General features: G+C 35.1%; 13 protein-coding genes. 3 read left to right on the plus strand and 10 right to left on the minus strand.

Translation table 11 applies throughout. From position 1 onward, the window contains the following. Positions 1 to 37 precede the first annotated feature (37 nt). Both AC3QL1_RS20580 and AC3QL1_RS20585 read left to right on the plus strand, forming a co-directional pair. Positions 38 to 631 carry a serine hydrolase domain-containing protein gene (locus AC3QL1_RS20580; RefSeq protein WP_492493996.1) on the plus strand — a complete coding sequence of 198 codons (594 nt, stop codon included), beginning with the start codon at positions 38 to 40 and terminating at the stop codon, positions 629 to 631. 103 nt (positions 632 to 734) lie between these two features. After that, a complete protein-coding gene (locus AC3QL1_RS20585) occupies positions 735 to 1,103 on the plus strand; it encodes a hypothetical protein (RefSeq protein ID WP_492493997.1) in 369 nt (122 codons plus the stop codon). A gap of 90 nt (positions 1,104 to 1,193) precedes the next feature. Here AC3QL1_RS20585 and AC3QL1_RS20590 read toward each other — a convergent pair whose 3' ends face one another. Continuing rightward, the gene (locus AC3QL1_RS20590) at positions 1,194 to 1,595 is read right to left on the minus strand and encodes a hypothetical protein (RefSeq protein WP_492493998.1); all 402 of its coding nucleotides are present in this window, start codon (positions 1,593 to 1,595) and stop codon (positions 1,194 to 1,196) included. Positions 1,596 to 1,945: 350 nt separating this feature from the next. Here AC3QL1_RS20590 and AC3QL1_RS20595 point away from each other — a divergent pair, with 350 nt between their 5' ends. Continuing rightward, positions 1,946 to 3,166 (plus strand): DUF763 domain-containing protein, encoded by a 1,221-nt coding sequence (locus AC3QL1_RS20595; RefSeq protein ID WP_492493999.1) that lies wholly within the window; start codon positions 1,946 to 1,948, stop codon positions 3,164 to 3,166. 109 nt (positions 3,167 to 3,275) lie between these two features. Here the strand turns inward: AC3QL1_RS20595 and katG are convergent, their stop codons facing one another. From katG to AC3QL1_RS20640, 9 genes are all read right to left on the minus strand, one after another. Beyond that, complete coding sequence (katG, locus tag AC3QL1_RS20600; RefSeq protein WP_492494000.1) at positions 3,276 to 5,540, minus strand: catalase/peroxidase HPI; 2,265 nt, start codon at positions 5,538 to 5,540, stop codon at positions 3,276 to 3,278. Positions 5,541 to 5,797: 257 nt separating this feature from the next. Further along, on the minus strand, positions 5,798 to 7,210 hold the full coding sequence (locus AC3QL1_RS20605; RefSeq protein ID WP_492494001.1) for a TolC family protein: 1,413 nt from the start codon (positions 7,208 to 7,210) through the stop codon (positions 5,798 to 5,800). Further along, a complete protein-coding gene (locus AC3QL1_RS20610; RefSeq protein ID WP_492494002.1) occupies positions 7,191 to 8,543 on the minus strand; it encodes an HlyD family secretion protein in 1,353 nt (450 codons plus the stop codon). Before AC3QL1_RS20610 ends, AC3QL1_RS20605 begins: the two co-directional genes overlap by 20 nt. Positions 8,544 to 8,545: 2 nt before the next feature. Continuing rightward, positions 8,546 to 10,201 carry a peptidase domain-containing ABC transporter gene (locus AC3QL1_RS20615; RefSeq protein ID WP_492494003.1) on the minus strand — a complete coding sequence of 552 codons (1,656 nt, stop codon included), beginning with the start codon at positions 10,199 to 10,201 and terminating at the stop codon, positions 8,546 to 8,548. Positions 10,202 to 10,302: 101 nt separating this feature from the next. Next, positions 10,303 to 10,629: a hypothetical protein gene (locus AC3QL1_RS20620; protein WP_492494004.1), complete on the minus strand. Its 327-nt coding sequence runs from the start codon at positions 10,627 to 10,629 to the stop codon at positions 10,303 to 10,305. Between the two features lie 408 nt (positions 10,630 to 11,037). After that, on the minus strand, positions 11,038 to 11,952 hold the full coding sequence (locus AC3QL1_RS20625) for an ROK family protein (protein WP_492494005.1): 915 nt from the start codon (positions 11,950 to 11,952) through the stop codon (positions 11,038 to 11,040). A gap of 276 nt (positions 11,953 to 12,228) precedes the next feature. Beyond that, a complete protein-coding gene (locus tag AC3QL1_RS20630) occupies positions 12,229 to 13,692 on the minus strand; it encodes a glycoside hydrolase family 125 protein (protein ID WP_492494006.1) in 1,464 nt (487 codons plus the stop codon). A gap of 4 nt (positions 13,693 to 13,696) precedes the next feature. Continuing rightward, positions 13,697 to 15,982: a GH92 family glycosyl hydrolase gene (locus AC3QL1_RS20635; protein ID WP_492494007.1), complete on the minus strand. Its 2,286-nt coding sequence runs from the start codon at positions 15,980 to 15,982 to the stop codon at positions 13,697 to 13,699. Positions 15,983 to 16,255: 273 nt separating this feature from the next. Then, positions 16,256 to 18,532, minus strand: a complete 2,277-nt coding sequence (locus tag AC3QL1_RS20640; RefSeq protein ID WP_492494008.1) for a GH92 family glycosyl hydrolase — start codon at positions 18,530 to 18,532, stop codon at positions 16,256 to 16,258. Between the last annotated feature and the right edge of the window lie 25 nt (positions 18,533 to 18,557).

Here is an 18,557-nt window from a genome sequence, read left to right on the forward strand (position 1 = left end):
CAATATTAAACTACCACGTAAATAAATAGGTTAAATTATGAAAAAAATTCACTTAGCTTATATCGTAGTACTACTAAATATATTTACTATATCCGCACAAATCCAGAAAACAAAATATCTTGCTCATTTGGATCAAATGACGGATTCTATAGTAAATAATCACTACGCGGGAATTCATAGTGTTCTTATCGCAAAAGATAATCAACTTATATACGAACAGTATTTTAACGGTTACACGAAAGATTCGCTTCATGATACCCGCTCTTCATTTAAGTCAATTACAAGTCTTCTTGTTGGAATAGCGGTTGACAAAGGCTTTATAAAAGATATCAACCAAAAAGTTTATGAATTCTTTCCGGAATTTCCATCGTTGAAAACAGATCCGTTTAAGAAACTTTTGACTATTAAAAATCTTCTTGAAATGAAATCGGGTTTTGATTGTGAAGAATTTAATGATACCAAAGATTGTGAGGACAGCATGAGTTTAAGCAAAAACTGGGTAGCACATTCGCTTAAGCTTTCCATGAAAAACAAACCCGGTGAAATTTGGTCGTACACTTCGATTGATCCGATGATTTTAAGTGGTGTTTTAAAAAAAGCCACCAAAATGTCTGTCAAAAGACTTTGCTAAAAAATACCTTTTTGATCCTCTTGATATTTCGTCATATAAATGGACTTTAGATCCAAGCGGCAATGCTATGACTGCCGGTTCGTTTTATATAAAGCCTTTTGACATGTTAAAAATTGGACAGCTGGTAAAAAACAAAGGTATTTATAACCAAAAACAAATTATTTCAAAAAAATGGATTGCAGAATCTACTGCCTGTGATATTCCAATTCCTGATTTTTCATTTATGAAATCCAGTAGAAGTAAATTCGGAATTCCCCAACCTGCGTATTATGGTTATTATTGGTATCGCGAAACTATAAAAACTAACAATATACTGGAAAATGTACTTTTTGCATCAGGTAACGGAGGTCAGTATATCTTCATCATAGAACGCTTAAATTTAACAGTTGTTTTTACACAAGGCAACTACGGTTCTTTTAAAGCGAAACAAGCTTTTGAAATTTTAGCCAAATTCATTTTACAAAATACTTAAGGCTAAAATATTCAATAAAACTAACATCAATTTATTTCTTATTATATTATGAGTAGGCTTGCACCTCAATATTTTCCATAAATTGTTGTTTTAATACCTATTTATTGCTACTAATTTGTCATCTTCAAAGTGATAAAATGAATTGCCGTAGATATAAGTCCAATAAACGGCATATTGTGTTTGAGAAGATATAGTTCTATCTGCAGTCCCAAGAATAGTAACCAGATCGTAAGAACTCATTCCTAATCGAATTACTTTTTTAGGTAGATTTTTATAAAATTTAGATTCTACTTTATATACAGCTTCATCAATTTCAACTTCAGCATAATTATCATACTTTTTAATAAGCTTTAAGGTAGCTCCGTGTCCATAGAATTTAAAAAGTTTTCCATTACTATCATATACTTCTGTTTCATTTCCCACTATTAGATTTTCCTGTCCAATCGCAAAGAATGAAGTTAAAAACATTAAACTTAATATTATTTTTTTCATTTTTAATTATTTTCAAATTAATAATATTCAAATTAATAATATTCAAATCTAAACTATTGTAACTAAGGTTAACTACGGTTTTCCGTATTTTTTGTTATATTAGATATCCACCTTAATTTAAAAATAACAAAAAAATTAAGTAATATATAAGCTTGATGAATATTTCTCAAAATTATACACTGTGTTAAGTTAATTAAAAACAATGTAATATAAAGTATCAACCGAAAAACTAAACTTATTAATTTTAGTTAAACATAAACACTTTTTAATATTATTAAAAACCCATTACAAACAGAATCAACTATTAAAACTATTTTTTTGCGTATTTTTGTATACTCAAACTACATTCAATGAAACGTTCCGGCACCGCAGATCTTCCATTACATTATGGGCATGTTCCATTGTGGCTTGCTGAACGCATGTCGAAACTTGGTTTTGCCATTGTAGAAACGATTGCTTTAGAATTTTCTACTGCTGAAGTGATAAGCAAATTAAGTAATCCTTTTTGGTTTCAAAGTTTTGGTGCTGTAATGGGTATGGACTGGCATTCATCCGGAATTACAACTTCTGTTCTTGGAGCGTTGAAAAAGTCGGTAAATCCACATTCTAAAGAACTGGGAATTTATATTTGCGGAGGAAAAGGAAAACATTCCATGTTAACGCCACAGGAACTTTTATTGGTGGGCGAAAAAACAGGTCTTGACGGAATTAATCTTGCCAATAACAGCAGGCTTACCGCAAAAGTAGATAACACCGCTATTCAGGACGGATTTCAGTTGTATCAGCATAATTTTATTGTTGATAATAAAGGGCAATGGGCTGTTATTCAACAAGGAATGAATCCAAATTCTAAAACTGCGAGAAGATATCATTGGCATTCACAGGATTTGAAATCTTTTATAAATGAACCGCACACTTTTATTTATGGCGAAAATCAAGGTTCTATTTTAAATCTTACGGCTCAGGCAGCTACAAAATCGAGAGAAGGTATTTTAGAATTATCAAAAGAATCTCCAACAAAAATCATGAAAGAAATGCAGTATCTTTCTATGCCTGCACATCATGATGTGAGAATGGAAGATGTGAATATGAAAAGGCTCGGCGCGATGCTCTGGACAACGCATGAGAATAAACCGGAAGATTTTGAAGAGCTTTTACTTTTAAAAGGAATGGGTCCGCGAGCTTTACAATCGCTGGCTTTGGTAAGCGAAATAATTTACGGTACTCCTACCCGATTTGAAGATCCGGCGCGTTTTTCATTTGCTCACGGCGGTAAAGACGGACATCCGTTTCCTGTTCCGGTAAAAATATATGATGAGACCATTGATACTTTGCAAAGAGCCATTAATCGTGCTAAAATTGGCAATAGCGATAAAGTAGATGCTATACGAAAGTTATCTGAAATCTCCAGAAAAGCCGAAGAAAGTTTTACGCCCAATTCAAACTTTGATGCATTGATTCAAAAAGAACGGGATCAGTCACATTTTTATGGCGGAAGAACTATTTTTGGAGCTGCCAAACCTCCGAAAAACAAACCTTCGAATCCAAATAATCAACTGGAGTTATTTTAAATTGATCGTAAGTTAGATTTGTAAAGCACAAATAGCTCGTAAATATTAGTATCTAAAATAAAAGAGGAGCCATATTTTGGCTCCTCTTTATCTATTATTTGACAGCGTTTTATACTGATAAATCAAATCGATCTAAATTCATTATTTTGTTCCATGCGGCAACAAAGTCTTTTACAAATTTTTCTTGTGCATCGCTGCTAGCATATACTTCTGCTATTGCTCTCAATTCTGAATTAGATCCAAAAACAAGATCGGCACGAGTAGCCATCCATTTTGGCTGACCTGTATTACGATCATTTCCTGCATAAATTTCTTTATCATTTGAGACAGCTTGCCATTGTGTATTCATGTCAAGCAGGTTTATAAAGAAATCATTCGTTAGCTGACCCGGACGATTTGTGAAAACTCCGTTTTTGCTTCCGTCGGTATTAATATCCAAAACGCGTAATCCTCCTAAAAGCACTGTTAATTCCGGTGGCGTAAGCGTTAATAAATTTGCTTTATCAATAAGAAGTTCTTCTGTTGATATTGGTGATTTTGTTTTGCGGTAATTACGGAAACCGTCAGCTTTAGGTTCTAAATATCCGAATGATTCTACATCAGTTTGTTCTAAAGAGGCATCCATACGGCCTTGATAGAAAGGAACTTTAACTGAATTTCCTGTTGCTTTTTCTATCGCTGCACAACCTGCTAAAACAATTAAATCCGCCAGTGACACTTTTTTTCCGTCTTGCGAAGCATCAAATTCGGTTTTAATGGTTTCAAGCTTGTCTAAAACCTGTTTTAATTGCGTCGGATTATTTACTTCCCAGTCTTTTTGCGGAGCTAATCTGATACGGGCACCGTTTGCACCTCCACGCTTGTCTGATCCTCTAAATGTAGAAGCAGAAGCCCAGGCCGTAGCCACCAGTTGAGAAGTGCTTAATCCTGTATTTAGTATTTTTTCTTTTAATTGTGTTATGTCATCCTCATCAATTAATTTATGGTTTAATTCCGGAATAGGATCCTGCCATAATAATTCTTCCTGAGGAACTTCAGGTCCTAAATAACGATCACGAGGTCCCATATCTCTGTGTGTCAGCTTAAACCATGCACGGGCAAAAGCATCTGCAAACTGATCCGGATTTTCTAAAAATCGACGTGATATTTTTTCGTATTCAGGATCTAATCTTAAGGATAAATCCGTAGTCAGCATTGTAGGCAAATGTTTCTTTGTGCTGTCAAAAGCATCCGGAATAATTGCTTCGGCATTTTTAGCAACCCATTGGTGTGCGCCGGCCGGACTTTTAGAAAGTTCCCATTCAAAACCAAATAAATTTTCGAAGAAATTATTACTCCATTGTGTTGGGGTTGTAGTCCAGGTAACTTCCAATCCGCTGGTAATGGCATCTTTACCTTTACCGGAACCAAAACTATTTTTCCAGCCAAATCCCTGCAATTCAATTCCTGCCGCTTCAGGTTCTTTATCTACGTGATCGGAAGAAGCAGCTCCGTGTGTTTTACCAAATGTATGTCCACCCGCAATTAATGCTACCGTTTCTTCATCATTCATTGCCATGCGGCCAAAAGTATCGCGAATATCTTTGGCAGCAGCAATTGGATCCGGATTTCCGTCAGGGCCTTCAGGATTTACATATATAAGTCCCATTTGAACTGCTGCAAGAGGTTTTTCTAAATTTCTGGAGTGAATGTGACCATCTGCATCATCATCGGAAGATACAACGCCATGTTCTTTTGGCACTCCTTCAGAGCCATCACTATAACGTTCATCGCCGCCTAACCATGTCGTTTCAGATCCCCAATAAACTGCTTCATCCGGTTCCCATACATCAGCGCGTCCTCCGGCAAAACCAAATGTTTTAAAACCCATAGATTCTAATGCCACATTTCCTGTCAATATCATCAAATCTGCCCATGAAATTTTGTGTCCGTATTTTTGTTTAATAGGCCATAAAAGTCTTCGTGCTTTATCCAGACTTACGTTATCGGGCCAGCTGTTTAATGGCGCAAAACGCTGTTGTCCCGCTCCTGCTCCGCCGCGGCCATCATGTACTCGATACGTTCCTGCACTATGCCATGCCATTCGAATAAACAAACCTCCGTAATGACCAAAATCTGCAGGCCACCAATCTTGTGAGTCTGTCATCAATGCATGCAAATCTTTTTTGACAGCTTCAAGGTCAAGACTTTTAAATGCATCAGCATAATTAAAGTCCTTGCTCATAGGATCTGACAACGGCGAATGCTGTCGTAAGATATTTACTTTCAATTGTTTTGGCCACCAGTCACGGTTTTTGGTACCAGTCGCAGCCGCATTGTCCATACTTCCATTATGAAAGGGACATTTGCTGATGTCGTTTGATTGATTTTCCATAGTTACAAGTTTATTTTTTTGTTTGTTTTTTGGATTAACATATTTTTTCGATTGTACTAATTTACAAACAAAATAAAGTAGTTGTATCTAAGAAGTATATTATATTAATTTGATTTCATAGATAAAAACTATTATACGCAAATAATAATATTGCAACTTAATCCTTTTTCTTTTTTAAAGGTTGCTATAAAAAAACCTGTAAAACATTTATTTTACAGGTTTCATATATTTGAAAATCTAAAATATAAATTGGATGTCTAATCCGGATTTGCCAATATTTTATACAACTCAGCATTTGAAATGTAATACTGGTTTTCTATTGTAATTTGAGACAATTTGGCGCTTACCAGATTATTTTCTCTCGAATTAATAAGGAAAATAGAGCTTTCGCCAAAAGAAAACAGCTTCTCTTCAGAGTTTAACATCGTCAGATAATCGTTTACCAAGCTGTCAATAACCTCTTTTTGTTTTTTTAAAGATGCTATTTCGGTTTGTTGCGCTTTTATTTTGTTTTTAAGTTCAAGTCTTTGCTGATCGATATCAAATTTTAAATCCTGCATTTTTAATTTAGCCATTTTCAGGCTTCCTCTTTCTTTTCTTAAAAAAATCGGAATACTAAAATCGATATTAAATTTATAATCATCGGCATTAAACGAATCAAAATAAACTGGTTCTGAAATATAATTATAACCTACATTTACTTTTGGAAGCAATGCATTTGCTTTTAGTTTTCTATTGATTTCCAACATTGACAATTTAGTTTCCAGAGCCTGTATTTTAGGATGCGATTCTAATGTTTCAACATTCACCATCATGGCATCTGTTTTTAATATTTCTTCAACAGTTTCAATTAAGCCTTGTTCTGGTTTCACAAAATCTTCAAGTTCTACCGGCACATTTTCGATCCATAAATAATTCGAAAGATTTAATTTGGCTTTTACCAATTTTAAATTTCCGTTCTCTACGTTTAATTGTCGGTTTCGCACTGTAATTTTAGCTTCGATACTATCAATTGCAGGAGAATCTCCATGTTCAATTAATTTCTTTACACCTTCAAAACGTGTACTGGCAAAACCTAAATAATTCTTGTAAAGCTGTGCTTCATCAAAACTTTTTCTCCATTCAAAATAAGCGGCACTTGCTTTATACAAAACCTCAATAGCGCGTAGTTTTCGTTCTGCATCACTTAGTTTAACCTGCAATTTTCCTTCTCTCACATCGGCCATACGCTGATTAATAAACATTCCCTGCCCCAGGGCAACACTAACACCAAGCGAAGTTAATCCTGCATCGGGCGTACGATTTTGCGGATTATAATATTGTCCTTCCGTATCGTCAAAACCGGCTTTTATTTCGATTCCGTACCAGGTTGGTATTTTAAAACTGCTGTTTAACAAGGAATAATATTCTGTGCCTTTAAATTCTTTTTTATTGTAATCGACTTCAATTTTCGGATCAAATCCACCGCGGGCAATCATCAGTTTTGCCTGAGCATTGCTCACTTCCAGATTAGCCTGTTTTACCAGCGGATGGTATTTTTTTACATATCCCAAAAACTCACTGTAACTTAATTCTTCTTTATTAAAATCCTGACTATATGTATTTAAAAAGCCAAGGAAAAACAAAAAAGAAAATACAGCGTATCTTATTTTATTTTTTCTCTTTTCCATTTACTGCTTTTTCATCTGACTTATAATAATTAGGAGGAAAACCATTCAGGTTACGCCATATTTCATACCAAACAGAAACCGTTTCCAACAAAGCGATACTTTGCGCTCCAGCTCCAATACTCAGTTCTTTAGGCCATTTTTGATCTTTATCATCCGGAGAAATAAGTACTCTGTATTTTCCATTGGCGCTTATAAAATTTTCGATCGCTACTACTCTTCCTCCAAAAGTTCCGTAGGATAATCCCGGCCAGCCCGAAAATACAATTCTTGGCCATCCGTCAAACCAAACACGCACTTTTGCACCGCGATGTACCAGAGGAAGATCGATAGGATCTACGTAGGTTTCTACGGCAATATCATAACTTGCCGGCATGATGCTTATCACCGGAGTTCCTTCTTTAATCGTTTCACCAAGACCTGCCAATAAAGCACGGTTTACATAACCGCTTTGTGGTGCGGTGATATAATACATCCCGTTTCTTAAACTATAGTTTACATATTGATTCTGCAGTTTATTGACCTGAGCTTTTGTATCATATTGTGTGCTTAAAGCGGTAAACTTATCGCTTCTTGATTTTGAAATTTTTTCAGCATATTCGGCTGTGATACGATTTATTTCTACTTTGGCATTGATCAGTTCGTTTTTACTGCTTAATAATTTGTTTTGCTGTGTAATGATGTAAGCTTCAGATTCCTGCAATTTTAATCGTTTTTGCTCGACATCTGTCAATGGTTTTAAGCCTTCTTTATTAAGTGCTGTCGAACGATTAAATTGAGTTGTAGCGATTCTTAACTGCGTTTTTATAGCCTCAAGATCCATGCTGTCGCTTTTTATTTTCAAATGTGCTTGTCGTATTTTATTTTGAGCCTGTTGTAGTTTTAATTCTCTTTCTGTGTTAAGCGACTGTGCCTGAACATCAAGAGAATTTACTTTATCGCCATACGATTCTACAGCCATTTTTTTGGCATCAACCTGATCTTTTGTATTTCCAACCAAATTGGGATCTAAATAATCTTCTTTCGTTTCAGAAATAAAAAGAATAGTATCTCCTTTTTTAACGTAATCACCTTCTTTTACAAACCACTTTTCGATTCTTCCTGCAATGGCATTATGAACTGTCTGAGGTCTTTGATCTGGTTTTAAAGTTGTAACAGAACCGCTTCCAGAAATGTTTTGTGTCCACGGAAGAAAAAGACAGCCAACAGCAAAAATTAGAAATCCGATAATTACTCTGTTTAAAATTTTATAATGAGGCCTGCGGGCAACGCTTGTAATCGAAACGTATTTTCCCGGAGTTATAAGTATATTATTATCTTTAGATATATTGAGCATGTTTAAAGCTTTATGTCGTTAATAATTTTTCCATCGTCAATTGTAATCATTCGGTCGCATTTGTCCATCCAGATATCATTTTTCGATGTTACAATTACCGTCCAGTCATTTTCTTCAGAAAGTAAAAAATCAATGATTTTAGCAGAAGTCAATTCGTCCATTTTATCAACAGGATCTTCGAGGAATAATATATTGGGTTTGTGAACAATGCTTCGCGCGAGCAATATTTTCTGAATATCAGAAGCAGAAAGTTCACCGCCGCCCGGATGAATTTGATTTTCAAGTCCGTTTGGAAAAGTTTTAATATACGGTGTCAGGCAAACATTATCCAGCGCCCATTTTAGGTCATCATTATTAATGGCTTTATTTCCAAAAAGAATATTTTCTCTAATTGTTCCGGCAAAAAGCGTATCGCCTTGTAAAAAAGTTCCGGACTGAGCTCTGTATGCATCTTCATCCAGACGATTCATATAATTGTCTGTTACATACATAGCGCCGCTTTCGGGTTCTAGTAAACCGGAAAGTAATCGCAATAAAGTACTTTTTCCGGCTCCGTTTGTTCCTCTTAAAACTATTTTTTCGCCCTGAGCGATTTTCAGATTTATATTTTTAAGCGATTTTTTATTATAACCCGGATAATTATAGGCAATGCTTTCGGTTTCGATTGTAATTCCGGTTTCGGTTATTTCGGCTGTTTTCGGAATGCAGGATATTTCCATATCCGTTACCTGACCAATTTTTTCTACCGAAGTCAGCACATCATAAAAAGATTCTAATCCGAAAATTATTTTTTCTACCGAATTGATTAATAATACAATAACAATTTCAGCAGCTACAAACTGCCCAATGTTCATTTGATGGTGAATTACCAGAAAACCACCAATCGACAAAAGAGCAGCTGTAACAATTACTTTAAAAATAGTAAGCTGAATGTATTGTTTTTTCATTACCTGAAAATGCTTTTCGCGGTAGTTTACATATTCGCTTACGTAAACGTCATTTCTTTCTAATGCATATTCAAAGCTTCCTTTTTTGCGGAAACTTTCGCGGTTACGGGCAATTTCCTGAATCCAGGCGGCAACTTTATATTTAAACTTAGATTCGTTAAGACTGGTTTCGAGACCATCTTTATACGAAAATTTAAAAATGATATATAAAATCGCTATAAAGAAAAGCCCGATAACCGTAAAAAATGAATGGTATAAAACCAATAAAATAATGCCGAGCCCAACTTGCAGAAAGGCCGTACAAAAATCTAACAGCAATTTTGCAGTTCCTTTTTGCACCATCAAAGTGTCGAAAAAACGGTTTGCTTTTTCGGGAGCATATTCAGAATACATTTCTTTAAATTTAATTAAAGGCATTCTGTAAGCGAATTCAAATGAGGATCTTACAAAAATTCGCTGCTGTAAATTCTCTACAATTCGAAGCTGTAAAATAATAAGAACACCGCCAAAACCAACTCCGATCGTAACCAAAAATACAAGCACAATCCAGGAAACACTAAGTTGTCCGCTTTGGATAAAATTAATAATAGCCTGAATTCCTAAAGGCAGGGAAAGGTTGACCAAACCGGCAAAAGCGGCATAAAATATAATTTGATATACGTCGCGCTTATCTAATTGAAGTAAGTTATAAAAACGTTTAAGTGGTGTCATGAATTTATATATAAATACGTGATTAATAGATAGATATTAACATACGGTAAAAACCATATCAAGGATTTTAGGCATTTCTGCCCATCCTTTAAAACGAGTATTTATATCCTGTTTTCGGGAGGCGGTAAATGAATTTTACCGTGAAAACCAAATGAAAATATGGGGTTGTCTATGTAGTTTTTCCCCTGAGATTCTTTTTGAAAGTATAAGTTTGGTAATGCAGTATCTAAAGGAACTAAATAATCTAATGAAGGAGTTCCTTTTGCCAGTTTTGGCGCTTTGGTTTCTTTTGTTTTGTAATCATCAAGTTCTTCGGGAATACCGTCGCATTTAAAGATTTTTTTTAGAAAATTACAAGCTATTCTTTCTACAGAATGCACTCCTGTATTTTCATTTATCATTCGGTCAAAAGTAAGAGCAATGTTCATACTGCTCATTAAAAAGTACCCAATTAGCAACACCTGAAGGCATTTGCATAAAAGACTATTTTTAATTTTGTTCAGCATTCTATCGTTTCTAATTTACTTTTTAACCCAAAAATTAAATCTTATTTTGTAGAAAATCAGCGTGATTTTAGTGTGATTTTCCTAAGTTTTTTTCGTGGATGCGCAAGTTATAACTAAATTGAAAGCCCAACATTAGAGGAACATTAGAATTTACTAATTCATAATTAAATATTTGATTATCAATAAATTAAATAGCAAAAAGCTTTATTTCTTTATGTTATTTTTTTGCTAATTTGGTTATTTATAAAAAAAAAGAGACAATTAAAAAATCATCTCTCTTTTGTTTTTAAAATTTTCAGACCGCTAATAAATAATAAAAAATACAGTATTTTAGAAAATTGAATTGTGGGACAACAATAAACTCGAAGCTCCCAACAAAGCCGCAATTTCGTTATCTGTAGAAATAGAAATCTCAATTTCAATTCCGCTTTCTTTTAATTTTTTATTGAAAGAATTCAGGAAAAACTCACTCGCATTTGCAATTTTTCCTCCAATGATAAAACTGTCTGCCTCAAATTTTTCCAGCCACGAGCTCACAATTGACGCGAGATCTTCTCCCATTTTTTCAAAAACCTGTATGGCAATTTCATCTTCGGCTACAGCCAAATTAAAAAGCTCGAGTCCGTTGTGGAGATTTTTGCCTGTTATTGTTTTATAATGATTTAGAAGACCGCGAACAGAAACGTAATCTTCGGCAATTCCGTTTTTATAGGGAAGATTCCAGATTTCGCCATCTGCAGGAACTGATTCTCCTGTAGAAATCGAAATTCCTTTATCAATAAAACAAGCACCAAGTCCGGTTCCAAGTGTGACCGCCATTACTTTTTTGTTTAGATTTTCTGTGTTTTTAAACACTTCGCCTTTTCCAAAACAAACCGCATCATTTTCAAAAAGAATCGGAAAATCACCGGAAAGATTCAGTGTTTCCTGAAATAAATCACGAACATTAAGTCCGTAAAAGTGCTCGTATTTAGATTGGTCTTTTATCCAGCAAGTTCCATTTTCATAATCAAACGGACCAGGCATACAAATTGCCAGACCTTTGATATCTTCTACTTTAGAATCTTTAATAGTAGTACGAATCGCTTTTTTCCAAATTGACATGACTTCCTGCACAGGTAAATTAGAATCAAAAGATTCTTTATGCAATGAAAATTCGATCACTTTCATATTCAAAATATCGATAACCGCAGCGGTAATATGTGTTCCTCCAATGTCAATTCCTACGGCGTAATTTTTATTCATGCTTTTATTTTTTTTACCATTAAGAGATTAAGAAAGATATAAGATTGATGCATATCTATTTTTTAAACGCATAGAAACATAGCTTTACATACTGCAGAAAGTTGTATTCACTTAAAATAAAGCGCATAGCTATGCGAAAAAATCTTGATTTTCTAAAACCAATAATTGATTTTTTAATTTTTTAAATCTATGTTTCTATGCGTTTAAAAAATACACACAAAGATTAAGCGATCCCACTTAATTTTATTAATATCTTAATGGTTTACTATTTTTTGATTAAATGTTTTTATCTTTTAAAATCTGTGGATATTTGATGCTCGTATGAACAATCATTTCGCCAAAAAGCGTATTTGCCCATGCAAACCATTTTCTCGTAAACTTTTTAACATCGTCTTTATGAAATGATTCGTGCATAAAACCGGTATCTGCATTTGTTTTGATCAAATTACTGATACACATTTTGATTTCTTTTTCGTCGACACTTGTAATCGCTCTCAACACAATACTCATGGGCCAGATGGTATCAACTCCGGTATGCGGACCTCCAATTCCTTCTCCGGCTTTTCCTTTATAGAAAAACGGATTGTTTTCTGAAAGAACAACTTTTCTTGTATTTAAGTAAAGCTGATTATCCGGTTCAATTGCGCCTAAATAAGGCAAGGATAATAACGAAGGCACATTGGCATCGTCCATCATGTGGAAACTGCCGTAACCGTTTACTTCAAAAGCTATGATTTTACCAAATTTTGGATGCTCGATAATTCCGTTTTCTTCTAATCCTTTCTGAACCTGATTTCTTAATTCTGTCGCTTTTGCAACCAGATCTTTGTCGAGCATGGCAGGCAAAGAGAAGATTTCGATTAAATATCCTAAAACTTCGATAGCAAACATATTACTCGGAATTAAATAACCAAATAAAGTACTGTCGTCGCTTGGCCTGAAAGTCGAAACAATTAGTCCGCAAGGTTTTACAGGATATCCGTAACCGCCTAACGGAACGCCATCTGTAGCCCAGGCAGTTTGTCTTTGAAAACTGTACGGACCACCTTTTCCGTCTAATCTTTGCTGTTCTTTAAAGGTTTGAAGTACCAAAAGCATGGCTTCTTTCCATTTTTTATCAAACATGCTTATATCTCCGGTTTCCTTCCAATAGCCATGCGCTAAGCGAATTGGATAACACAAACTATCGATTTCCCATTTGCGTTCATGAATTCCGGGCTGCATTTTGGTTAAATCATTTTTCCATTCGCTTTCTTTTGTAAAATCTTTATAAAAAGCATTCGCATACGGATCTAATAAAATACATTTTGCCTGACGATTAATTACACCTTTTACCAGTTCTGCCAGTTTTTTATCTTCTTTTACAAACGGAATATAAGGCCAGATCTGAGCGGTACTATCGCGCAGCCACATTGCATCAATATCTCCTGTAATAACATAAGTATCCGGTTTCCCGTCGATAATTTCAAAATCAACTGTGGTGTCTAAAGTATTGGGAAAACAGTTTTCAAACAGCCATGCCAGTTCCGGATTTGCAATTTGTTTTTTGATTCTGACGATAGCGGCTTCAATTGCCGGACTTGTAAATTTTCTTTCTGCTAATGGCGGTCTTTGGCTGATAAAATCCTTCAGCGCAAAATTGAAAGCATCAGAATTAAATCCAAAAGCATCCGTTTGTAAAGCTAATAATCCTGCTGAAAAGATGCCTGTATTTTTTATAAATTTTCTACGTGACTGCATAATATTATTTTGAAGTTGAATAAGAATATGGATAATCGTCTGGTGAAGTTCCTCTTTGTAAATTAGGCGAACTGGTCATATCAAAATTTAATTCGCCGCCTTTTAAAAGGTCAAAATGATTGATATAATTTTTTGAATAAGTTGAATTATCCCATTTTACTTCTTTAACATATCGGCTGGTATCAGAATTATCCGGAGAATTAATGATTAACTGTTTTCCGTTTTCTAACTGAAGTGTTATTTTTTTAAATAAAGGCGCGCCCAAAACATATTGGTCTGTTGCGGGACAAACCGGATAAAATCCCATTGCCGAAAAAATATACCATGCCGAAGTTTGTCCGTTGTCTTCGTCTCCGCAATAACCATCAGGAGTTGGTTTGTACAAACGGTTTATTACTTCTCTCGACCAAAATTGCGTTTTCCAGGGTTCGCCGGCATAATTGTATAGATAAATCATGTGCTGAATGGGCTGATTTCCGTGTGCATATTGTCCCATATTCATGATTTGCATTTCGCGGATTTCATGAATAACAGATCCGTAATAGGTATCGTCAAAAACGGGTGGCGTTGTAAAAACCGCATCTAATTTTGCCGTGAAATTTTTCGACCCACCCATTAAATCAATCAAACCCTGAATGTCATGAAAAACGCTCCAGCTGTAGTGCCACGCATTTCCTTCCGTAAAGGCGTCTCCCCATTTAAACGGATTAAAATTCGCAGGAAAACTGCCGTCTTTATTTCTTCCGCTCATTAATCCAATTGCCGGATTATAGAGTTTTTTGTAATTCATCATTCTTTTTTCGAATACATCAATCTCTTTTTTAGGACGATTTAATTCTTTCGCCAATTTCCAAATCGCAAAATCGTCATAAGCATATTCTAATGTTCTCGCGGCATTTTCATTGATTTTTACATCGTAAGGAACATATCCTAAAGTATTGTAATACGAAACTCCTTTTCTTCCCACAGCATCCATCGGACCTTCGTTATTCGCGCCATGAACTAAGGCTTCGTACAAAGTATTGATGTCATAACCGCGTAAACCTTTCATATAAGCATCAGAAACAACTGAGGCTGAATTGTTTCCGACCATTACATTTCTTAAACCCGGACTTGACCATTCCGGCAAAAATCCGCTTTCTTTATAATCGTTGATTAAACCTTCCTGCATTTCTTTATTAATGGAAGGATAAACCAGATTTAACAATGGATATAAGGCTCGAAAAGTGTCCCAAAAACCGGTTCCGGCATACATATAACCCGGCAAAACTTTGCCATTATACGGACTGTAATGCACAATATCACCAGTCGAATTGATTTCGTATTGCTTTTGAGGAAAACAAGTAGCACGATACAAACATGAATAAAAGGTTTTTAGCTGTTCTTCGTTTCCGCCTTCCGCACTAATTTTGCTTAAAACCGTGTTCCATTCTTTTTTTGATGCTGCTGCAGTTTCCTGAAAAGTTGCCGATCCTAATTCGTTTTTTAAATTTAATTCGGCTTGCTCTGCGCTAATAAATGAAGAAGCAACTTTTACATTGACTATTTCTCCTTTTTTAGTTTTAAAACTAACGACTGCGCCAACATGAATATCGGTTTTTTCTAATTTATCTTTTTCTAAAATCTTATTGTGCCAGGTATAATTTGCCGAAAATGGTTTATCGAAGACCAAAACAAAATAATTTTTAAAATTCGTTGGAACTCCCCCACTGTTTCGGGTTGTGTAGCCGATAATTTTATTTTCTGAAGGAATAATTTTAATATTAGAAGCCTTGTCAAAAGCGTCAACTACAATAGAAGACTGCTCGTTTTCAGGAAAAGTAATTTGAAAATGTGCGGCTCTTTCTGTCGTCGTAATTTCTGTTGTAATATCATAATCTGCCAGATAAACGCTGTAATAATAAGGTTTTGAAACCTCAGCTTTGTGACTGAACCAACTTGCTCTTTCTGTTTCGTCAAAAACTAATTTTCCCGTTACCGGCATAATCGAAAACTGTCCGTAATCGTTCATCCACGGCGATGGCTGATGCGTTTGTTTGAATCCCCTAATTTTTTCGGCTGTATATGTATACGCCCATCCATCACCCATTTTACCGGTTTGCGGCGTCCAGAAATTCATTCCCCAAGGTCTGCAAATTGCCGGATACGTATTTCCGTTTGAAAGATTAGGCAAAGACTGCGTTCCCATTAAAGGGTTTACATATTCTACCGGATCTAAAGTTTTATCCTGCGCATTTGTAGTAACAAAACATTGGATGAGTCCTAAAAAAATTAAATGCTTTATTTTCATAATCTATGTGTTATCCTGCAAGGTTTTTAAAACCGAGCAGGTATTATATATTTGTTGTAAATACCGACTTTCAAAGCTTTGTCAAAGTTTAAAACTTTGACAAAGCTTACGTAAAACTAGCCAATCTTTGTCGCGCTACTTACGAAGTTCCCTCGTTCCTCGGGATGACAAAAATGCGCAGAGTAATTTCTTAAATTTAAAATCAAAATCTATATTCTATATTCTATAATCTATATTCCAAAAATCTAAAATCTAAAATCTAAAAATCTAAAATTACAAAGGTCTATCTTCTTTTTTCACTCCAAAAGTTGTCGAAGGTTTGCTTCCCATAAATAATTTCAGTTCTCCACCTTTTACAATCACATCGTGTGTGATGTATGATTTTGTATACGGTTTTCCGTTATATTCTGCTTTTTGGATATAGATGTTTACAGCGCTGTTATCGATTGCTTTTATGGTAAATGAAATTCCTTTTTTATGGTGAATTGTAGCTTCATTAACCAACGGACTTCCCAGAACGTAAATTCCGTTTGCAGGATTTACAGAATAAAATCCCATGGAGGATAGAATATACCAGGCCGACATTTGTCCTAAATCTTCATTTCCGCATAATCCGTCTGGTTTTGTCGAATAGAATTTATCATCGATTTCACGAATTAATTTTGCTGTTTTCCAAGGTTCTCCGGCATATGCATACAAATACGGAATATGATGATTGGGTTCGTTTCCTTGTGCATATTGTCCAATTAATCCGCTGATATCCGGCGAAACTTCTTCGCCTTCTACTTTTTCTGTTTGAAGAAAAAGAGAATCTAATTTGTCTAAAAATTTCTTTTCACTCCCAAATAAATCAATTAATCCATACGGATCCTGAGGCACCAACCACGTATATTGCCACGCATTTCCTTCTACATAATCGTCTTTTCGATGTGCAGATGAAAGCGGATTAAAAGGTGTTCGCCAGTTTCCGTCGGTTAATTTTCCACGCATGAAAGTAGTTTCCCTATCAAAATACAATTTGTATAAATTGGCTCTTTTAGAGAAATACGTATAATCTTCAGTTTTATTTAAAGCTTTTGCCATTTGGGCAACGCAATAATCGTCAATGGCATATTCTAAAGCATTTCCCACTGATTCCAGCATTTTATCGGCGGGAATATATTCCAGTTTCTGCACATAATCCATTCCGTCGCGGGTTTGCATCGCTGTTTTTTTGATTGCTTCGTAAGCTAAATTGGTGTCATAGTCACGATATCCTTTTAAATAAGCGTCAACAATAACGGCGATGGAATGATTTCCATTCATGGTATTGGTTTCATTGCCCATTAAATGCCAAACCGGTAATCTGCCCTGCTGTTCGTAAATCGCCAGAAACGATTTTACAATGTCATTGATTTTATCGGGCTGCGTAATCGTGTATAATGGATGTAAACCTCTGTACGTGTCCCAAAGTGAGAAAGTAGTGTAATTGGTAAAGTTTGCTTTTTCATAGACTTTTTTGTCTGTTCCTCTGTAATCTCCGTTTGCATCATTAAAAATAGAAGGCGCAAATGCTGTGTGATACAACGAAGTATAAAAAACTTTCATTGTTTTATCATTTGCTTTAACTTCAATTTTGCTTAATTCTTTATTCCATTTTGAAGTTGCTGTTTTTACTGTGTTTTCAAAATCCCAATTCGGAATCTCGGCTTTTATATTAGCGGAAGCATTTTCAGAACTTACCGGAGAAATTCCCACTTTTACTAAAACCTGTTTGTTTTTTAAATTGGCAAAATCCAAAACTGCTTTCATTTTTAAACCTTCACCTTCAGTTCCTGAAACAGCTGTTTTATCATCGTATAATGCTAAATTCGAAATAGGTTCAGAAAATTCAATCGTAAAATAAACACGCTGATCTGTCGCCCATCCGGTTGAAAAACGATAACCTGCAAGTGTGGTTTCGTTTATTTTTTTAATGAAAGTTTTTACCGGTTTATCCCAACCCACACCATCGGCAAGGTCTAATAAAACATGAGAATCTGTTGCAGAATTAAAGGTATATTTATGAAAACCAACTCTTTCACTGGCTGTTAATTCTGCTTTAATTTTATATTTATCTAATACAACGCTGTAATATCCGGGTTTAGTTATTTCATTTTCATGGGAAAAATAAGAGCCGTAACCGTTTGTCATGTCTTCTTTTGTTCCTTTAAAAAGAGGCACTTTTCCTGAAACCGGAAGCAGAAGAATATCATTTAAATCACCAATTCCCGTTCCGCTCAAATGCGTGTGCGTAAATCCTAAAATGGTATTACTGGCATAATTGTAACCGCTGCACCAATCCCAGCCTTCAAAAATATTTATCGGCCCTAACTGAACCGCTCCAAACGGAACATTGGCACCAACAAATACGTGACCATGTCCGGCTGAACCTATCAAAGGATTTACGTATTGCGTGTAATCGATATTTGTTTGTTTTACTTTCTTTTGCTGTGAAATTACCGGATTTGCAAAAAACAGGTTTAAAGCTAAAATACCTGTAAAGACTGTTTTGTTGTACTTTGTAAACATTATTCTATATTTTATTTTTTGACTT

This window comes from Flavobacterium sp. GW823-FHT04A11 (genome assembly GCF_058796535.1).

Coding starts and splice junctions, on each gene's coding strand:
- katG (WP_492494000.1), bottom strand. CDS start 5,540: ATGGAAAATCAATCAAACGACATCAGCAAATGTCCCTTTCATAATGGA.
- AC3QL1_RS20630 (WP_492494006.1), bottom strand. CDS start 13,692: ATGCAGTCACGTAGAAAATTTATAAAAAATACAGGCATCTTTTCAGCA.
- AC3QL1_RS20635 (WP_492494007.1), bottom strand. CDS start 15,982: ATGAAAATAAAGCATTTAATTTTTTTAGGACTCATCCAATGTTTTGTT.
- AC3QL1_RS20640 (WP_492494008.1), bottom strand. CDS start 18,532: ATGTTTACAAAGTACAACAAAACAGTCTTTACAGGTATTTTAGCTTTA.
- AC3QL1_RS20615 (WP_492494003.1), bottom strand. CDS start 10,201: ATGACACCACTTAAACGTTTTTATAACTTACTTCAATTAGATAAGCGC.
- AC3QL1_RS20580 (WP_492493996.1), top strand. CDS start 38: ATGAAAAAAATTCACTTAGCTTATATCGTAGTACTACTAAATATATTT.
- AC3QL1_RS20590 (WP_492493998.1), bottom strand. CDS start 1,595: ATGAAAAAAATAATATTAAGTTTAATGTTTTTAACTTCATTCTTTGCG.
- AC3QL1_RS20595 (WP_492493999.1), top strand. CDS start 1,946: ATGAAACGTTCCGGCACCGCAGATCTTCCATTACATTATGGGCATGTT.
- AC3QL1_RS20625 (WP_492494005.1), bottom strand. CDS start 11,952: ATGAATAAAAATTACGCCGTAGGAATTGACATTGGAGGAACACATATT.
- AC3QL1_RS20605 (WP_492494001.1), bottom strand. CDS start 7,210: ATGGAAAAGAGAAAAAATAAAATAAGATACGCTGTATTTTCTTTTTTG.
- AC3QL1_RS20620 (WP_492494004.1), bottom strand. CDS start 10,629: ATGAACATTGCTCTTACTTTTGACCGAATGATAAATGAAAATACAGGA.
- AC3QL1_RS20610 (WP_492494002.1), bottom strand. CDS start 8,543: ATGCTCAATATATCTAAAGATAATAATATACTTATAACTCCGGGAAAA.
- AC3QL1_RS20585 (WP_492493997.1), top strand. CDS start 735: ATGTTAAAAATTGGACAGCTGGTAAAAAACAAAGGTATTTATAACCAA.